The following is a 15,407-nucleotide window of genomic DNA, read 5'->3' on the forward strand; positions in this document are numbered from 1 at the left end:
CAAAGACACTGACGAAAAGACAGCACCAAGAGACAGCACCGAAAAACACCGCCGAAGGACCGTGAAGGAGAAGCAGTGCCCGACCACCCCGCGCTCACCGCCGATTGCGCGAGCTGTTTCGGGCTGTGCTGCGTGGCGCTGACCTTCACCCGCTCCGCCGACTTCGCCATCGACAAGGCCGCAGGCGACCCGTGCCCCAATCTGCAGGCCGATTTCCGCTGCGGCATCCACGATCGGTTACGCACCAAGGGTTTCGCGGGCTGCACAGGCTACGACTGCTTCGGTGCCGGACAGCAGGTCTCCCAGGTGACGTTCGCGGGGCGGGACTGGCGCACCGCACCGGAGGTGCGGACGGCGATGTTCGCCGCGTTGCCGGTGATGCGGCAGCTTCACGAACTCCTGTGGTACCTGACCGAGGCCCGTGCCCTGCCGACAAGCCGGGAGATCCACGCCGAACTCGACGCGGCGATCGCTGCGGTCGCCGCACGCACCGATGTCGCGCCCGACGAGTTGCTTGCGACCGACGTGGCTGGGGAGCGGGCGAGGACCGGGGCGTTGCTCACCCGGACCAGTGAACTTGCCCGCGCGCAAGTCCGGGGCAGGAAGAAGGATCGGCGTGGCGCCGACCTGATGGGTGCACGGCTGGCCGGTGCCGACCTGCGTGGAACGAACCTGCGTGGTGCCTATCTGATCGCGGCCGATCTTCAGGGCGCGGACCTGCGTCAGGCTGATCTGCTCGGCGCCGATCTGCGGGACGCCGACGTCCGTGGTGCCGACTTCACCGGCAGTCTCTTCCTCACCCAGGCCCAGATCAACACCGCCCGCGGCGACGATCGCACCCGTCTGCCCGCGCGGCCGGCCCGGCCCACACATTGGTGATCAAAGCCCGAACGGTGTGACACCGGTGAGTTCGGCGCTGGCTGTCCACACTGCGGCCGCCAACGCCGTGTCCGCCAGGATCCCCCGCACCGGCTCGCTGCGCGGTGCGCCGTGCAGGCCGAACATCCGCAGCTCACCGCCGTGTACCGACGGGTCACACAGCCCGCACGGCAGGCCACGCGCTCGCGTGTTTCCCCTGCAGGAACAGTCCGGCGGGTAACCCCCGCTCAGCAGCGCGCCGACCGTCCGGGTACAGACCGGAGGGCGGGACGGCGTCAACGAATCCAGCGCCCCACCGGGATGGTTCACCACGCTTATCGTGGACAGGCCTGCCGCCCGCAACCGGCGGTCGAGTCCGAAAGCGACAGCACTTGCGCGAGCTTCGACCTTGCGTAGGCGGCTTTCGGCCAGTAGCCGCGGGTGAACGGCAGGTCGTCGAGAGCGAGGTCCGCGCTCTTCGCGAGGAAACTGCCGGTGGTGACGACCCGCCCGGCAGGAGCGGCCGGCAACAACCCCCAGCGTTGCGCGGGTACGCCCGGACACTTTGGACGGGCGGCGAAACCAGCCTCGCCGAAGCGATCATCGAGCAGGCCGGACCCTGTCGGTGCGGCTGTTCACCCGATACGTGCTGGAAATCCCCGATCTGGCCGGCGTCGAGCCGGATCCGGCTCGACGCACTCGACGCGGCGTTCGCGCACCTCCGGCGAGGCGGGCCGGAGCCGGCCTGACTCGTTCAGCCGGTCCGCGTGGCGCCGACGACCGCACCGGCGAGGCGGGTGAGCCAGCTGCCACACAGGCAGCGCACGTAATCGGCGCGACTGCCCGGCGAAGCCGGGAAGATCGCGGAGGCGGGCAGTTCGGCGAGCGGCCAGCCACAGCGAGGGCAGCGGTTTTCGTTCATGCCCCAATCGTGCTGTAATGATTCAGTGCACTTCAACCCTTACGGCGGCTCGGGCGCTCAGGTGGCCGCAGCGGTGGCGACGCTCGCCGAACGCGGCGGCGCGGATGCTGCGGAGGTCCTCGCCACCGCGATCGCGCACGGTATGGCTTTGAGCCGGGTCGAAGACGGCGAAGCGGCCGAGATTCTCGCGTGGGGGCGCAGGTTGCACGCGGTTTTCGCGGCGCCGGAGGGGAAGCGCGTCGACCTGGTGAACGATCTGCTCACCGTCGCCACCTGCCGCCCCTACATCGCTCGTCACGACGGGAAAGCGCCGCATCTGCACTACGCGAGCGAAGACGCGGGTGTGGTCGAGCGCATGCACGCCTATACCGCCGGTGGCCTCGCGCACCTGGTGTGCGAGGAGCCGGGGCGTCTCGGTGTCTGCGCGCGTGAGGAGTGCGGCGTCGCGTTCGTCGACACTTCCCGCAACGGCAGGCGCCGGTTCTGTTCCACCCGGTGTGGCACCCGCGTGAACGTCGCCGATCACCGCGCGCGGCAGCTCACGGCCTGACCGCGGACTCCTCGAACGGCACCAGCGAAGGCCGCTTCGCCCTCAAGGTGTCGCCGGACGACTCGCCACGCAGCCGTCGTCCGATCCATGGCAACGCGTGTTCGCGGCTCCAGCGCAGATTCTCCGCGCGCTGCTCCCGCGTGGACAGACGCGGACGCAGGCCCAGCACCGTCGGCGCCAGGTCGTGTGCGACGCCGAGAGTGTTCAGCGTCTCGATGGCAACCTCGTTGTGTCCCGAGGAGTTCAGGTGCAGGCGGTCGGGCGCCCACATCCGCCGGTCGCGTAGCTGCTGCATCGACCACAGGTCCACGAGCAGCGTCCCGTGCCGGGCCACGATCCCGCGCACGTGCTCGTTGTAGATCGCGACGCGGCCGCGGATCTTGCGGAACAGGGCGTCCCCCACCCCGTCGACGCCGGTGAACAGCACCACCTGTGCGCCGGTGGCCCGCAGCCGGGACACCGCCCGCTCGTACGTGCCGGTGAGCGCGTCGATGTCGACCTTGGGCCGCATCAGGTCGTTGCCCCCCGCGTAGAGGGTGACCAGGTCCGGTTTCATCGCCAGCGCCGCTTCGAGCTGCTCGTCGAGCACCTGGGTGAGCAGCTTCCCGCGCACGGCGAGATTGGCGCAGCGGAACTCCGGCGTGCCCGCGGCCAGCACCGCGGCGACCCGGTCGGCCCAGCCGCGTACCCCGTTCGGCGCGGCCGGGTCGTCATCGCCGACCCCTTCGGTGAAGGAATCGCCGAGACAGACTAAGCGGTTGGTCATGCCCGCAGTCTAGGACCGCACCGGTCCGCCGTGATCAGCGGTGCACCGGCTCCGATTCCTGGTGAGTGAGATCGTCCGCGATCCGGTCCATCAGGTCCGCGGCACGCGGTACGTCGGCGTGCAGCGGCCGGTCGGCGTCGATCCCGGCGATCGTCACCGTGCTCGGTGACGCGATCCACGCCATGCCACCGATGCTTGGCGACGGCGCGAACAGCGCGTTGCACACCGGCTCGCTGACCTCGGCGCTGGTGGAAGGGCCGGACATCGTCACCGCGATCGCGCGATACGAGGAGACCATGCGGGCGCGGACGTATCCGCTGCTGGTCAGCTGACCGCCGCGAGCCCTTGGCTGGGGTGCGTGAACACGACGGTGGCCGTCCCGGGAGTCCCGGGACGGCCACCGTTTTCGGGTGAAGATCAGCGCTGCGGCGGCGGACCGCCCTGCGGGCCACCGAACGGGCCCTGCTGCGGGAACGGACCGCTCCCCGGCTGCTGTTGCTGCTGTTGTTGTTGCGGGCCACCGAACTGCTGCGGCGGACCCTGGTACGGGCCACCCGGCGGCGTGGCCGGCGGCTGGGGCTGCGGGAGCTGCGGCGGGGGCGCCTGCCGCTGGTCCACCGGCGGCGGTGCGGCGGGCCGGGCCGGTGCGGCGGGTGCTTCCTCGGGCTCGGCGGCGGCCGGTTTGGCCGCGCCGAGCGCGCGGCGCGGGTGCTCCCCGGCCGGTGCGCCGAGCGGCCCGTCAACCTCCTTGCGGGCCACGGCTTCCGCCGCCGCGACCGCTTCGGCGACCTTCGGGTCGCTGGAGGTGTCGAACCAGGCCGCGACCTCGTCGTCCTCCAGGTCCGGCTTCTCCGGGGTGTCGTCCTTCGGCGGCTCGTAGCGGAACACGCCGTCGTCGCCCGGGGCGCCCAGTGCGCGGGCGAACCCTTCCAGCGCCTTGCCGTAGTCGCTGGGGATCATCCAGACCTTGTTCGCGTCGCCCTGCGCCATCTGCGGCAGGGTCTGCAGGTACTGGTAGGCCAGCACTTCGGGGGTCGGCCGGCCGGCCTTGATCGCCGCGAACACCTTCTCGATGGCCTTCGCCTGGCCCTGGGCCTGCAGGTACCGGGCGGCCCGTTCACCCTGGGCGCGCAGGATCCGCGACTGCCGCTCCGCCTCGGCGGCGAGAATCGCGGCCTGCTTCTGCCCTTCCGCGGCGAGGATCTGGCTCTGCTTCTGCCCTTCCGCGGTCTTGATGGAGGACTCCCGCTGGCCTTCCGCGGTGAGGATCATCGCGCGCTTCTCACGGTCGGCGCGCATCTGCTTCTCCATCGAGTCCTGGATGGAGGGGGGCGGCTCGATCGCCTTCAGCTCAACCCGGGCGACCCGGATGCCCCAGCGGCCGGTGGCCTCGTCCAGCACCCCGCGCAGCTGGCTGTTGATCGCGTCGCGGGAGGTCAGGGTCTCCTCCAGGCTCATGCCGCCGACCACGTTGCGCAGGGTGGTGGTGGTGAGCTGCTCGACGCCGATGATGTAGTTGGAGATCTCGTACACCGCCGCGCGCGAGTCGGTGACCTGGAAGTACACCACGGTGTCGATGTTCACCGTCAGGTTGTCCTCGGTGATCACCGGCTGCGGCGGGAAGGACACGACCTGCTCGCGCAGGTCGATTCGCGCGCGGACCTTGTCCAGGAATGGCACCAGGAACGTCAGCCCGGGCGAGGCGACCGTGCGGAACCGGCCGAGCCGCTCGATCACCGCCGACTGGGCCTGCGGCACCACCATGATCGCCTTGACCACCGTGATGATGACGAACAGGGCGAGTAGCGCGACCACGACGACCGCTATTGTCGACAAGAGCGTTTCCCCTTACCTAGTACCGTTTTCCCGGATCATTCAGGACATCACGTCCACCACGGCGGTGGCCCCGGCGATCTCCACCACGGTCACCTTGGTGCCGGGCGCCATCGGTGGCAGCTGTTCGTGTACCGCCCGCGCGGACCACACCTCGCCGCCGATCTTGACCTGCCCGGTCTGGTAGTCCACTGTGGACACGACGACGGCGTGCGCGCCGATCAGCGCGTCGGTGCCGGTGGGGACGCCCGACCCGGCCAGGAAGCGCCGCTTGAGCGCCGGGCGGGCCAGCGCGATCAGCCCGACCGAGCTGGCCGCGAACACCAGCACGTCGATGACCGGGTTGCCGGTGAGCACGTCGACCCCGGCGGTCAGCAACGCGGCAGCCCCGAGCATGACCAGCACGAAATCGCCGGAAAGCACTTCGGCGATCATCAGCACGATGCCGACGATCAGCCAGATCAGAGCCGCTGCCATGGCCTCATATTCCCAGATCGGGCCGGTTCGCACCGGGCAAGTGACCCGCCGTGACCGACGCGTGACCTCATGAAAGCGGACAATCCCGGCACTATTCGGCCGGTTCGGTGACGAAGTCGATGAGCCGTTCCACCGCGCCGATCAGCGGGGTCTCCAGATCGCGGAAACTGCGTACCCCGGCCAGCACCCGTTGCCAGCCCTCGTAGGTCTCGCCCCAGCCCAGCGCCTCGCAGATACCGGCCTTCCACTCGGTCCCGTGCGGGATCTTCGGCCAGGCCCGGATCCCGACGGCGGCCGGCCTCACCGCCTCCCAGACGTCCACGTAGGGGTGGCCGGTGACCAGCACCTGCTCGTCACGGACCTGCGCGACCAGCCGGGACTCCTTGCTGCCCGGGACCAGGTGGTCGACCAGCACGCCGAGCCGGCGGCCGGGGCCGGTGCCGAACTCGGCGATCCGCTCGGCGAGTACGTCCACCCCGTCCAGCGGTTCCACGACCACGCCCTCGACCCGCAGGTCGTGGCCCCATACGCGTTCGACCAGCTCGGCGTCGTGCTTGCCTTCGACCCAGATCCGCGAATCGCGCGCGACCCTGGCCTGCAGGCCCTGCACCCGGACCGAGCCGGACAGGGACACCTGCCGAGCGCCGGCCTTCCTCTTCACTGGCACGAGCGTGACCGGCTTGCCCTCCAGCAGGAACGCGGCCGGGGCGAGCGGGAACACCCGGTGGCGTCCCTTCGCGTCTTCGAGCACGACGTTGCCGTATTCGATCTTGACCACCGCGCCGCAGTAGCCGCTGACCGGGTCCTCGACCACCAGGCCGGGGTCGGCGGGCACCTCGGGCACCTTCCGCTTGCGCGGGCCGGACAGCACGTCGTCGTACGAATGTGAGCGCACGGCCGACCACGCTAGTGCGGCGGGCGGGGCCGCGTCCCCGCGCCACGCCGGGCATGCGGGTGGTGGCCAGGCAGGCTACTCAACTCGCCATCACCAGGACCGCTTCGCCACCAAGGCTGTGAAGGGCCCCTTCACAGCCTTGGGGCGGGTGCGACGAGCCGGGCGCGGGCCGCGGCGTCGATCAGGTCGGCCATCAGAACAGCGGCCAGGGGATCGCGCGCCAGTCGTCGCCGGGTTCGGGGTAGACGGCTTCGGTCAGCAGCAGGTCGGTGCGTTCGATGAGGGCGCGGATCTCGAACGTGGTCAGGTGTTCGCCCAGAGCGGTGCCCAGCCGTCCCTCCAGCTCGGCCCGGAGCTTGCCCAGCTTTTCCACCACCTCGGCGGGCAGCCGTTCGCCGGCCCAGCCCCACAGCACGGTGCGGAGTTTCGGGTCAGTGTGCAGGCAGATGCCGTGGTCGACGCCGTAGACCCGGCCGTCGGCGGCGGCCAGCAGGTGCCCGCCCTTGCGGTCGGTGTTGTTGACCACCACGTCCAGCGCGGCCAGTTCGCGCAGGCTCGGGTGGTCGGCGTGGGCGAGGACCGCAGGTTCGCCGAACCGGTCGTGCGCGTGCAGCACGGTGCGCCAGCCTTCGGGCACCTCGTCCGGGGCGCAGACGTCGACCACCTCCTGCTCGGTGGTCTCCACCCACAGCTGCACCATGCCGGGGCCGAACGGGCCGTCGCGCAGCACGGTGGGCGGGATCGAGCCGAGCCCGCTGGCGCCTGCGATCATCGCGGTGGCCACCTCGCGACCGGCGAGGGTGCCGTCGGGGAAGTCCCACAGCGGCCGCTCCCCCGACACCGGTTTGTACACCACGCGCCCGGTCACGCCGTCGAGTTCGATGGCGCAGAACAGGGTCACGTTGGAGGCGTCGACCAGCCTGCCCTCGACGTCGATCCGGCCATGGGTGACGAACTCGGCGGCGCCGGGCTCGCCGGGCCCGGGCGGGCTGCTCGCCACGGCCGCTCCCTCAGTCCTCGGTGACGTCGACGTCGCGGCGGTACCCGTTCTGGCGCGGGCAGATGTGCCCGGCCGGGTCGAGCGGTTCCCCGCACAGCGGGCAGGGTTTGCGGCCGGCGTTGACCACCCGGTCGGCGCGTTCGGCGAACGCGCGCGCGGCGACCGGAGTGAGGAACACACGGACCGCGTCCGGGCCCTCCTCGGTGTCGTCGAGCACCACCGTCTCGTCGACCTCGCCCTCGGTGATGGCGAGCAGTTCCACGACCACCGCGCCGGAGTCGGCGTCCCAGCCCAGGCCCATGGTGCCCACCCGGAACTCCTCCTCGACCGGCACCCCCAGCGGCTCGGTGTCGACCAGGTCGTCGGGCACGTGCTCGGGCACGTCGGCACCGAACCGGCTGGCGACCTCCTCCAGCAGCGCGCCGAGCCGCTCGGCGAGGACGACGACCTGCTGCTTCTCGATCGTGACGCTGATCGTCCGGACGTCCTCCGACGCCTGGAGGTAGAACGTGCGATCGCCGGGCTCGCCGACCGTGCCGGCCACGAACCGGTCGGGCTTGCGGAAGACGTGGATTACGCGTGACATAACGCCTTCGACCCTAGGCCACCGGGGCATGATCGGCATCCGCCGCCCCTGGTTGGCGCAGCGCCGGAGGTGCCTCCGCCGCGCACTGTGCGGATCCGGGCACGGAGCGGATCGCCGCACTAGGCTCACCGGATGCCTGTGATCTCTGCACCCGGAACCTGGACCTCGCCCGTTTCCGCTGCTGCGGCCGCTGCGGCCGGCCGCGGCGCCCAGTGGCTCGCCGCGGTCGGCGACGCGCTCTGGTGGGCCGAGGCGCGGCCTGCCGAGAGCGGCCGGGTGGCGCTCGTGCGGGCGTTGCCGGGCGGCGGCACCGAGGATGTGCTGCCCGCGCCGTGGAATGTCCGCAACCGGGTGCACGAGTACGGCGGGCGGCCGTGGCTGGCGGCGGGCTCGGTGGTCGTTTTCACGCACTGGACCGACCAGCGGGTGTACGCGCTGGCCGAGGGCGAGGTGTCGCCGCTGACGCCGGAGCCCGCGACCCCGCAGGGCGTGCGTTACGGCGACCTCCGGCCCGGTCTCGACGGTGAGGTGTGGGCCGTGCGGGAACGCAGCACGGGGCCGCGCCGCACGGACATCGCGCGGGAACTCGTCGCGATCCGGCTCGACGGCGGTGGTCAACGGGTGCTGGTCGAAGGGCACCGGTTCTTCACCGCGCCGCAGCTGTCCCCGGATGGGGCGCACGCGGCGTGGCTCGCGTGGGATCACCCGGCGATGCCCTGGGACGGCACCGAGCTGTTCGTGGCCCCGGTCGCCGGGGACGGCACGTTCGGCGCGGCGCGGGTGCTGGCCGGCGGCCCCGAGGTCGCGGTGTGCCAGCTGGAGTGGGAGTCGCCGGATCAGCTGCTGGTGCTGGCGGATCCGGACGGCTGGTGGAACCTGCACCGGGTCGGGCTCGACGGAGCCACGGCGCATCTGGCGCCGGTGCGGCAGGAGCTGGGCGGCCCGTTGTGGAAGCTCGGCTGGAGCTGGTTCACGCCGCTGGGCGGCGGCGGGCAGTTCGCGGTGCTCGCCGCGGGAGGGCTGGCGGTGCTGGACGAGCACGCCGGTTCGGTCACGCCAGTGGACACCAAGCTGACCGTGTGGTCGTCGTCCGGGCTGGTCGCGGTGCCGGGCGGAGTCGCCGGGATCGCCGCGGGTCCCCAGCGGGAAAGTGCGGTGGTGCAGGTGGACCCGGCCACCGGGAAGACGGTCGAGCTGACCCCGCAGCCTGATGAGCTGGCGGCAATGGCGGCGTATCTGCCCGAGGTGCAGGAGAGGGTGTTCACTGCGGCGGACGGGTCGGAGATCCCGGCGTACGTGTTCCCACCCGCCAACCCGGAGTTCGCCGCGCCCGAGGGTGAGCTGCCGCCGTGGCTGGTTCATGTGCACGGCGGGCCGACCGGTGCCTCGGCCGGCGCGCTGAACCTGGACATCAGTTACTTCACCAGCCGCGGCATCGGTGTGGTGGCGGTGAACTACGGCGGGTCGACCGGATACGGGCGGGCGTTCCGGGAGCGGCTGCGGGAACAGTGGGGCGTGGTGGACGTCCAGGACTGCGTCACGGTCGCGGAGGCGCTGGTGGCCGAGGGGCTGGCCGATCCGGCGCGGCTGGCGGTGCGCGGCGGCAGCGCGGGCGGGTTCACCTCGGCCGCGTCGATCACGATGACCCGTACCTACGCCGCGGCGACGGTGCACTGCCCGATCCTGGACTTGACCGGATGGACCGCCGAGGGCGGGGAAACCCACGATTTCGAGTCGCAGTACCTGGTGGGGCTGATCGGCCGGTATCCGGAGACCGCGCCGCGGTACCGGGAGCGTTCGCCGATCACGCACGCCGGCGAGCTGGCCAGGCCGGTGCTGTTCCTGCAAGGCGCCGAGGACGAGATCTGCCCGCCGGAGCAGGCGGACCGGTTCGTGGCCAGGCTGGCCGGGCGTGGGATCCCGCACGCGTACCTGCGGTTCGAGGGTGAGCAGCACGGGCTCCGCAAGGCGGAGTCGATCATCGCCGCGCTGGAGGGCGAGTTGTCCTTCTACGGGCAGGTGTTCGGGTTCGTCCCGCCCGGGGTACCGGTGCTGGAACTGGCCCGATGAGACCTGCCCGGCTGCGTGCCGGGGACACCGTGGCGCTCGTCGCGCCGTCCGGCCCTGTGCCGCAGGATCTGCTGGACGCCGCGGTGCCGGTGCTGCGGAGCTGGGGAGTGAAGCTGCGGATCGGCGCCGGGGTGCGGGCCGACGGCGGCGTCCCGGCGTATCTGGCCGCCCCGGATGAAGCGCGGGCGGCGGAGTTCACCGAGGCGTGGCTGGATCCGGAGGTGCGTTGTGGGCTCGCCGCGCGTGGTGGTTACGGCGCGCAGCGGATGGCCGATCTCGTGGACTGGCCGGCGCTCGCGGCGGTGGAGCCGAAGATCCTGGCCGGTTCGAGCGACGTGACGGCCTTGCATCGCGCGGTGCACGCACGGTGGGGGCTGGCCACGGTGCTCTCGCCGATGCCCGCGAGCGTGTTGTTCGACGAGGTCGCGTCGGAGCATCTGCGGCGGACCTTGTTCGAGCCGGAACACACGCGGGTGCTGCGCGCCGCGGAGGCGGACGTGCTGGTGCCGGGGCAGGCGTCGGGGGTTCTGGTGGGCGGGAACCTGTCGCTGCTGGCCGCGGGGATCGGCACCGCCGAGCAGGGGTCGGCGCGGGAGGGGATCGTGCTGCTGGAGGACGTGACCGAGAGCGTGTACCGGATCGATCGGATGCTCACCCAGCTGCTGCGTTCGGGCTGGTCCGGCGGTGTCCGCGGGATCGTGCTGGGTTCGTGGGCCGCGTGCGGGGATCCGGCGGAGATCCGGGAGCTGCTGGCCGAACGCCTGTCGCCGCTGGGGGTGCCGGTACTGAGCGGGTTCGGGTTCGGGCACGTCGCGTCGTCCCCGACGATGCCGCTGGGCGTGCCCGCCTCGCTCGACATCGAGTTCGGCACGCTCACCCTCGACTCCCCCATGCTGGTGTGATCGCATGCGCCTGTCTCCTGAGGAAGCCCGTACCCGCCTCACCGCGGCCCGCGTGGCGAGGCTCGCCACCGCCGGCGCCGGTGGGGTGCCGCATCTGGTTCCGGTGACCTTCGCGGCGCGGGAGGACACGATCGTCTTCGCCGTCGACCACAAACCCAAGAGCAGCACGGCGTTGCGGCGGCTGGCGAACATCGCGGAGAACCCGGCGGTGTGTTTCCTGGCCGACGAGTACGACGAGGACTGGTCTCGGCTGTGGTGGGCCCGCGCGGACGGGGTGGCACGCGTGGTCCCGGACGCGGAGCGCGACCCGTTCGTCGGCTGGCTGGTGGCGAAGTATCCGCAGTACGCGGAGCATCCGCCGGAACACGCGGTCGTCGCGACGGAGGTCCGCGCCTGGCGCGGCTGGGCGGGCTCCTGACGGTCGATTCGCTGCACAGGGCAGCAAGTTCACCGTGCAGCCACCCGGCTGTGAAGCTGCTCGGGGGGGCCAGCCAAGATACGCCGGAAACCGGCGATGAGTTGATCTTGAGGCGGTTTCCGGCTGGTGAGGGGCTGTGGGTACCCGAATCTCGTCGCTGAGCACCGCGTACAGGCCGGGTGGCGCGGGGGTGAACGGGCCAGTCGGGGCGGTGGACGCGGTGCTGCGATCCTTGGGATCGGAACCACCGTTGCATCTTCACCCACTTGGAACCCCCATCGGCAACACCTTCATGATCGAGAGATTCACAACTCAGGGGGCGTGACATTCGTTGTGAGAATTCTGGCCCGCACACACGTACGGGGAGGTCCGAATGTCAGGTAATCCGAAGAGATACATGGTCCGTGTCGCCATTGTTGCCGCGTTGTCCGCGCCTATGGGGATGCTGGCATCCGTGGCGAACGCCGCACAGCCGGTGGCGCCGCAGAAGGTGTCGTATGAGGACGCCGTTCCCGGGATCGCGCCGCCAGACGCGCCACCCATCAGCGCACCGTCCGAAATGGCACGGACGAATCAGCCGGCGTGGGGCTGCACACCGGAAACCCACGGCGACAACCCGCATCTGTCCTCAACCCCGGGTGTCATCTCCGCTCACGGCTGGTGGAAGCAGGGCAACTGCACCAGCAATAAGGCAACCGTGCAGAACTGCCTGTACGAGTACTACACGGACGGGACATGGCGACGAAAAGCGTGCAACACCGCATCGGGTATTTTTCCCGGTGGCGGTAGTGCCAATCGGTCCGCGGCGAACCGAGCGTGTGACACTACGGCGACGATATCCTGGCGCAACCGGGTCGATGTCGACGTGGACGGTGAGATCGACACCTCCGAGACGATCGATCGCCAGGCCGATGTGAACTGCGTGATCACCGGAGACGACCAGTAGCGAGGAATTTGTTGGCAAGGGATACAGCCAGACCGGGGCTGGTACAGGGTTTCCGCGGCATGGCGGGAACCCTGTACGCCGCGATCTACGGTGAACTAACGCCCCGCCCCGACCGGGAACCGGTCACCGATCGCGACGCCTACATCCAGTTCCATGACCGGGCACAGGCTATGGGGTGGCTCGACACTCTCTGGGACATGAACGACGCCGGCCGGGACCATCCCCTGGCCGCGCCAGGGTCGCCGCTGGTCACCTGGTTCCAGGTCGGGGTCGGTCCGGTACCCAGTTCCCGGTCACTGCCGGTGCGGCCGTTCCTGAGCTGCGCCGGTGACGTCACGGCACGACTGGGTACGCTGCGGTTGCGGGCAGCACAGATACTGCTGCCTGCGCAAAGCCTGGACATCTCGGCGCGCCCCGACCACGCTCGGATGCCGTCAGTCCAGGCGGCGGCATGGTTCGACGACGTACGGTCCTGGACGACGGTGCACCTCACTGTGGACAGCGGCCAGGACCCGGTCATTCACCGCGCAGCGCAACGACTGCACCAATCCGTGGGCGAATTCGCCCACGAGGTCTTTCGATGCGAGTCCCAGATCGGGCAGGACCCTGTGCCGCCCCCGCTGCCCGACGGAGTCTGGTCCGGCCCGCCACGGTACCGCGTGAGTTTCCAGGGAACGCTGATCGAATGGTCGCTGGACGCCATCGGCTGGCTTGGTGAGTTCATCGCCGACCTCGCCGCCCGCGAGGGTGCCGGCGTTCCGCTGCTGCTCACGGTGAGCCGTCCGACACCCGATCCGCAGAGCATCCACCCCGCGAACGCCCCCTAACTCGGCAGCGCAACAGTCGCTGGGTTCGTGAGTATGGTCAGTGCCGTCGACGGCCTTGATCGTGCCTGGACCAGGAGGTGTAACCGTGCTTAATCGCCTGGCGCGTAGGTAGCCGGTTCCAAGTGGTTCCCGCTGTGGCGGTGCGAGTGGCAGGGTCGCCGGGATGGGGGCGGTTTTCAGCGGTGACCCGCTGGCCGGGCGGGATGGTTGTTCGCGCCGGATACCAGGCCCGGGGCGGGCCGGGTGAGTCACGTCCCCGTCGGCACCCGCTCGTGGGCATTTTCGTGGAAGTTTTGATGTTCCCTGAAAACAGGTCAGCGGTACCTCGCACCGTCCAAAGAAGGCACCCACCACCGCCTCGACGAACTCGCCGCTCGCTTGACTGCCGCCGAGACCCCACCACCTGGCCGCGGTTCGAGCCAGAATCACGCTTAAGCCAATCGCTGGCCAGCGTTAGTTCCTACTTTGCGGCTCGGGTCAGCTTCGGGACTCCGGGGCCGTCAGCAGCCATAAACCGCCTCAAGATCAACTCATTGCCGGTTTCCGGCGTATCTTGGTCCGGCCCCAACGGGACCCTGCGGATCACGGCGACCTGTTTCGTCACCGGTGAGGCGGCAGGCGTGACCGCCGCGCTGGCCGCGGCGTCCGGTGTCGCGGCGGCGCGGATGGCGGCGCCACCGGTGCAGGCGCGGTTGCGGGAACGGGCCGCGGTGCTGGCGCCCGTCGCCGCAGGTTCCTGACGACGGTTCAGCCGCGCCCGGTGGGTGCGGGCTCCGGGAGGAACTCCTCCCGGGGCTTGCGCCAGGCGGAGATCAGGCCGAGCGGGTCCGGGCGGAGCAGGGACGCCGCGGCGTACAGGCTGGCCACCACGACGACCGCGATGAACGTCCAGTCGTAGAGGGCCTGTTCCCCGGTCGGGTAGTAGACCAGGGTGACGAACACCGAGACCGCGACCACCGCGGAGAGGTTGCGCCGCTCCCAGGGGAACGCCGAGATCAGCACGAAGCCCCAGGTGAGGTACCAGGGCAGGGTGGGCGGCATGAGGATCGCGACGGCCAGCAGGGTGATCGCCGCGCGGTACACGGCCTCCTTGCCGCCGTTGCGCGAGAGCCACCATTGCCGGATACCGAACGCGACGAGCCCGACCATGGCGATGGCGCGCGCGATCGTGACGAACGGCGACGGGGGCACGTTCGCGACCAGGTGTATGAGGGTGTAGACGGCCTCGCCGATGCCGGTCGGGAAGTTGAGCCAGTTCGCGATCAGCTGGGGGGCGCTCAGGCCGGACCACCAGCCGAGGTTGAGCGAGCCGAGCGAGATCCAGGTACCGGCGACGAACACCCCGAGGAACAGGCCGACCGAGGCGGCGCCCGCCTTGAGGAAGTTCCGCGCCTTCGACGGGCCGGGCAGGTCGGCGGCCCACATCCAGACCAGGAACGGGAGCGCGACCGCGGCGGTCGGTTTGATCAGCATGCCGACGGTGACCAGCACGACCGCGATGACGTGCCGGCGTTCCAGCGCGGCGAGCACACCGATGGCGAGGAAGCCGAGCATCATCAGGTCGTTGTGCGGGCCGCCGAAGAGGTGGATCACCATCATCGGGCTGGCCACCGCGACCCAGAGGGCGACGGGGAGCTTGCCGCCGAGGCGGGCGACCAGGCGCGGCAGCGCCCACAGCGTCATGCCGAGTCCGACGAGCAGGACCACGCGGGTGAGGACGACCCCGGCGATCATGTCGTCCTGGGTGATCGACACGATGCCCTTGGAGATCAGCAGGAACAGCGGCCCGTACGGGGCGGGGGTGGTCTGCCACAGGGGGTGCACGTTCTGCACGACGTCGGGCAGCACGCTCAGCTCGGCGGGGCCGTTGGCGTACGGGTCGAGCCCGTAGAGCAGCTGGGCGCCCTGGGCGAGGTAGGAGAACACGTCGCGGGTGAACAGCGGCGGCGACACCAGCAGCGGCGCCATCCAGCAGAGCGCGGCGATCAGGATCGGGCGGCTGCCGATGCGCCCGGCGAGCGCATAGCGGCCGAGCCGCACCCAGGCCCAGACGACGAGTGCGAAGCCGGTGTAGAGCAGAGCGTTGGCCAGCGCCCGGCCGTGGCCGTAGCGGATCCACGACAGGGGGCCGTGGCCGAGCACGGGGTCGCGGATGAGGATTCCACCGGCACCGAGTGCCGCGAGCATGAGGAGGGTGCTTCCCACGGTACCCATCGCGATGGTCCGGTACGGGAAACGCGAGGGCGTCAGGAAGCCCCGGTCGGGGGTGCCCGCGGTCGGCTCCGCGGTGTCGGTCGTGGTGGCCATTTCGATCCAGAAGATTACCCGGTGAAGGAGAACGGCCCGCACGGGGCGGG

20 protein-coding genes are annotated in these 15,407 nt (G+C 70.6%); 9 read left to right on the top strand and 11 right to left on the bottom strand.

Going from position 1 to position 15,407, the window contains the following annotated elements; genetic code table 11:
* The first annotated feature begins 75 nt into the window (after window positions 1-75).
* A complete protein-coding gene (locus ATK36_RS05265; RefSeq protein WP_098510064.1) occupies window positions 76-879 on the top strand; it encodes a pentapeptide repeat-containing protein in 804 nt (267 codons plus the stop codon).
* Here the strand turns inward: ATK36_RS05265 and ATK36_RS33275 are convergent, their stop codons facing one another.
* The 3 genes from ATK36_RS33275 to ATK36_RS32010 form a co-directional block, all read right to left on the bottom strand.
* A complete protein-coding gene (locus ATK36_RS33275) occupies window positions 880-1,188 on the bottom strand; it encodes a hypothetical protein (RefSeq protein WP_245914343.1) in 309 nt (102 codons plus the stop codon). It abuts the gene before it with no gap.
* Between the two features lie 5 nt (window positions 1,189-1,193).
* On the bottom strand, window positions 1,194-1,388 hold the full coding sequence (locus ATK36_RS33280; RefSeq protein WP_245914345.1) for a hypothetical protein: 195 nt from the start codon (window positions 1,386-1,388) through the stop codon (window positions 1,194-1,196).
* Between the two features lie 224 nt (window positions 1,389-1,612).
* Window positions 1,613-1,780 carry a hypothetical protein gene (locus ATK36_RS32010; protein ID WP_170069598.1) on the bottom strand — a complete coding sequence of 56 codons (168 nt, stop codon included), beginning with the start codon at window positions 1,778-1,780 and terminating at the stop codon, window positions 1,613-1,615.
* 25 nt (window positions 1,781-1,805) lie between these two features.
* Here ATK36_RS32010 and ATK36_RS05275 point away from each other — a divergent pair, with 25 nt between their 5' ends.
* The gene (locus ATK36_RS05275; protein ID WP_098510065.1) at window positions 1,806-2,330 is read left to right on the top strand and encodes a CGNR zinc finger domain-containing protein; all 525 of its coding nucleotides are present in this window, start codon (window positions 1,806-1,808) and stop codon (window positions 2,328-2,330) included.
* Here the strand turns inward: ATK36_RS05275 and ATK36_RS05280 are convergent.
* Window positions 2,320-3,096, bottom strand: coding sequence for an SGNH/GDSL hydrolase family protein (locus ATK36_RS05280; protein ID WP_098510066.1), 777 nt, complete (start codon window positions 3,094-3,096; stop codon window positions 2,320-2,322). The genes ATK36_RS05275 and ATK36_RS05280 overlap by 11 nt on opposite strands.
* Window positions 3,097-3,130: 34 nt before the next feature.
* Window positions 3,131-3,280: a hypothetical protein gene (locus ATK36_RS32015; protein ID WP_170069599.1), complete on the bottom strand. Its 150-nt coding sequence runs from the start codon at window positions 3,278-3,280 to the stop codon at window positions 3,131-3,133.
* On the opposite strand from ATK36_RS32015, the gene ATK36_RS32020 reads away from it, so the two are divergent.
* Complete coding sequence (locus tag ATK36_RS32020; protein WP_170069600.1) at window positions 3,279-3,428, top strand: hypothetical protein; 150 nt, start codon at window positions 3,279-3,281, stop codon at window positions 3,426-3,428. The genes ATK36_RS32015 and ATK36_RS32020 overlap by 2 nt on opposite strands.
* An 85-nt stretch (window positions 3,429-3,513) precedes the next feature.
* Here the strand turns inward: ATK36_RS32020 and ATK36_RS05285 are convergent, their stop codons facing one another.
* The 5 genes from ATK36_RS05285 to ATK36_RS05305 all read right to left on the bottom strand — a co-directional run bounded on the left by ATK36_RS05285 (window position 3,514) and on the right by ATK36_RS05305 (window position 7,887).
* Entirely contained in the window at window positions 3,514-4,860 is a 1,347-nt protein-coding gene (locus ATK36_RS05285) for an SPFH domain-containing protein (RefSeq protein ID WP_386999471.1), read from the bottom strand.
* 111 nt (window positions 4,861-4,971) lie between these two features.
* On the bottom strand, window positions 4,972-5,406 hold the full coding sequence (locus tag ATK36_RS05290; RefSeq protein ID WP_098510359.1) for an NfeD family protein: 435 nt from the start codon (window positions 5,404-5,406) through the stop codon (window positions 4,972-4,974).
* A gap of 91 nt (window positions 5,407-5,497) precedes the next feature.
* Complete coding sequence (locus tag ATK36_RS05295) at window positions 5,498-6,301, bottom strand: DUF3097 domain-containing protein (RefSeq protein WP_098510067.1); 804 nt, start codon at window positions 6,299-6,301, stop codon at window positions 5,498-5,500.
* A gap of 193 nt (window positions 6,302-6,494) precedes the next feature.
* Entirely contained in the window at window positions 6,495-7,301 is an 807-nt protein-coding gene (locus tag ATK36_RS05300; protein WP_098510068.1) for an SCO1664 family protein, read from the bottom strand.
* A 10-nt stretch (window positions 7,302-7,311) separates the two neighbouring features.
* A complete protein-coding gene (locus tag ATK36_RS05305) occupies window positions 7,312-7,887 on the bottom strand; it encodes a DUF3090 domain-containing protein (RefSeq protein WP_098510069.1) in 576 nt (191 codons plus the stop codon).
* A gap of 132 nt (window positions 7,888-8,019) precedes the next feature.
* Here ATK36_RS05305 and ATK36_RS05310 point away from each other — a divergent pair, with 132 nt between their 5' ends.
* The 6 genes from ATK36_RS05310 to ATK36_RS31265 all read left to right on the top strand — a co-directional run bounded on the left by ATK36_RS05310 (window position 8,020) and on the right by ATK36_RS31265 (window position 13,790).
* A complete protein-coding gene (locus ATK36_RS05310) occupies window positions 8,020-9,957 on the top strand; it encodes a prolyl oligopeptidase family serine peptidase (RefSeq protein WP_098510070.1) in 1,938 nt (645 codons plus the stop codon).
* Complete coding sequence (locus ATK36_RS05315; RefSeq protein WP_098510071.1) at window positions 9,954-10,859, top strand: S66 peptidase family protein; 906 nt, start codon at window positions 9,954-9,956, stop codon at window positions 10,857-10,859. Before ATK36_RS05310 ends, ATK36_RS05315 begins: the two co-directional genes overlap by 4 nt.
* Window positions 10,860-10,863: 4 nt before the next feature.
* Window positions 10,864-11,277 (top strand): TIGR03668 family PPOX class F420-dependent oxidoreductase, encoded by a 414-nt coding sequence (locus ATK36_RS05320; protein WP_211291787.1) that lies wholly within the window; start codon window positions 10,864-10,866, stop codon window positions 11,275-11,277.
* A gap of 373 nt (window positions 11,278-11,650) precedes the next feature.
* Window positions 11,651-12,223, top strand: a complete 573-nt coding sequence (locus tag ATK36_RS32765) for a hypothetical protein (protein ID WP_211291788.1) — start codon at window positions 11,651-11,653, stop codon at window positions 12,221-12,223.
* 59 nt (window positions 12,224-12,282) lie between these two features.
* Window positions 12,283-13,050, top strand: coding sequence for a hypothetical protein (locus ATK36_RS05330; RefSeq protein WP_245914347.1), 768 nt, complete (start codon window positions 12,283-12,285; stop codon window positions 13,048-13,050).
* 533 nt (window positions 13,051-13,583) lie between these two features.
* On the top strand, window positions 13,584-13,790 hold the full coding sequence (locus ATK36_RS31265; RefSeq protein ID WP_141544374.1) for an FAD-dependent oxidoreductase: 207 nt from the start codon (window positions 13,584-13,586) through the stop codon (window positions 13,788-13,790).
* A gap of 7 nt (window positions 13,791-13,797) precedes the next feature.
* Here ATK36_RS31265 and mptB read toward each other — a convergent pair whose 3' ends face one another.
* Window positions 13,798-15,357, bottom strand: coding sequence for a polyprenol phosphomannose-dependent alpha 1,6 mannosyltransferase MptB (gene mptB / locus ATK36_RS05335; RefSeq protein WP_098510073.1), 1,560 nt, complete (start codon window positions 15,355-15,357; stop codon window positions 13,798-13,800).
* Window positions 15,358-15,407 lie beyond the last annotated feature (50 nt).

Origin of the sequence: Amycolatopsis sulphurea (assembly GCF_002564045.1) — a bacterium.
GTDB lineage: Bacteria > Actinomycetota > Actinomycetes > Mycobacteriales > Pseudonocardiaceae > Amycolatopsis > Amycolatopsis sulphurea.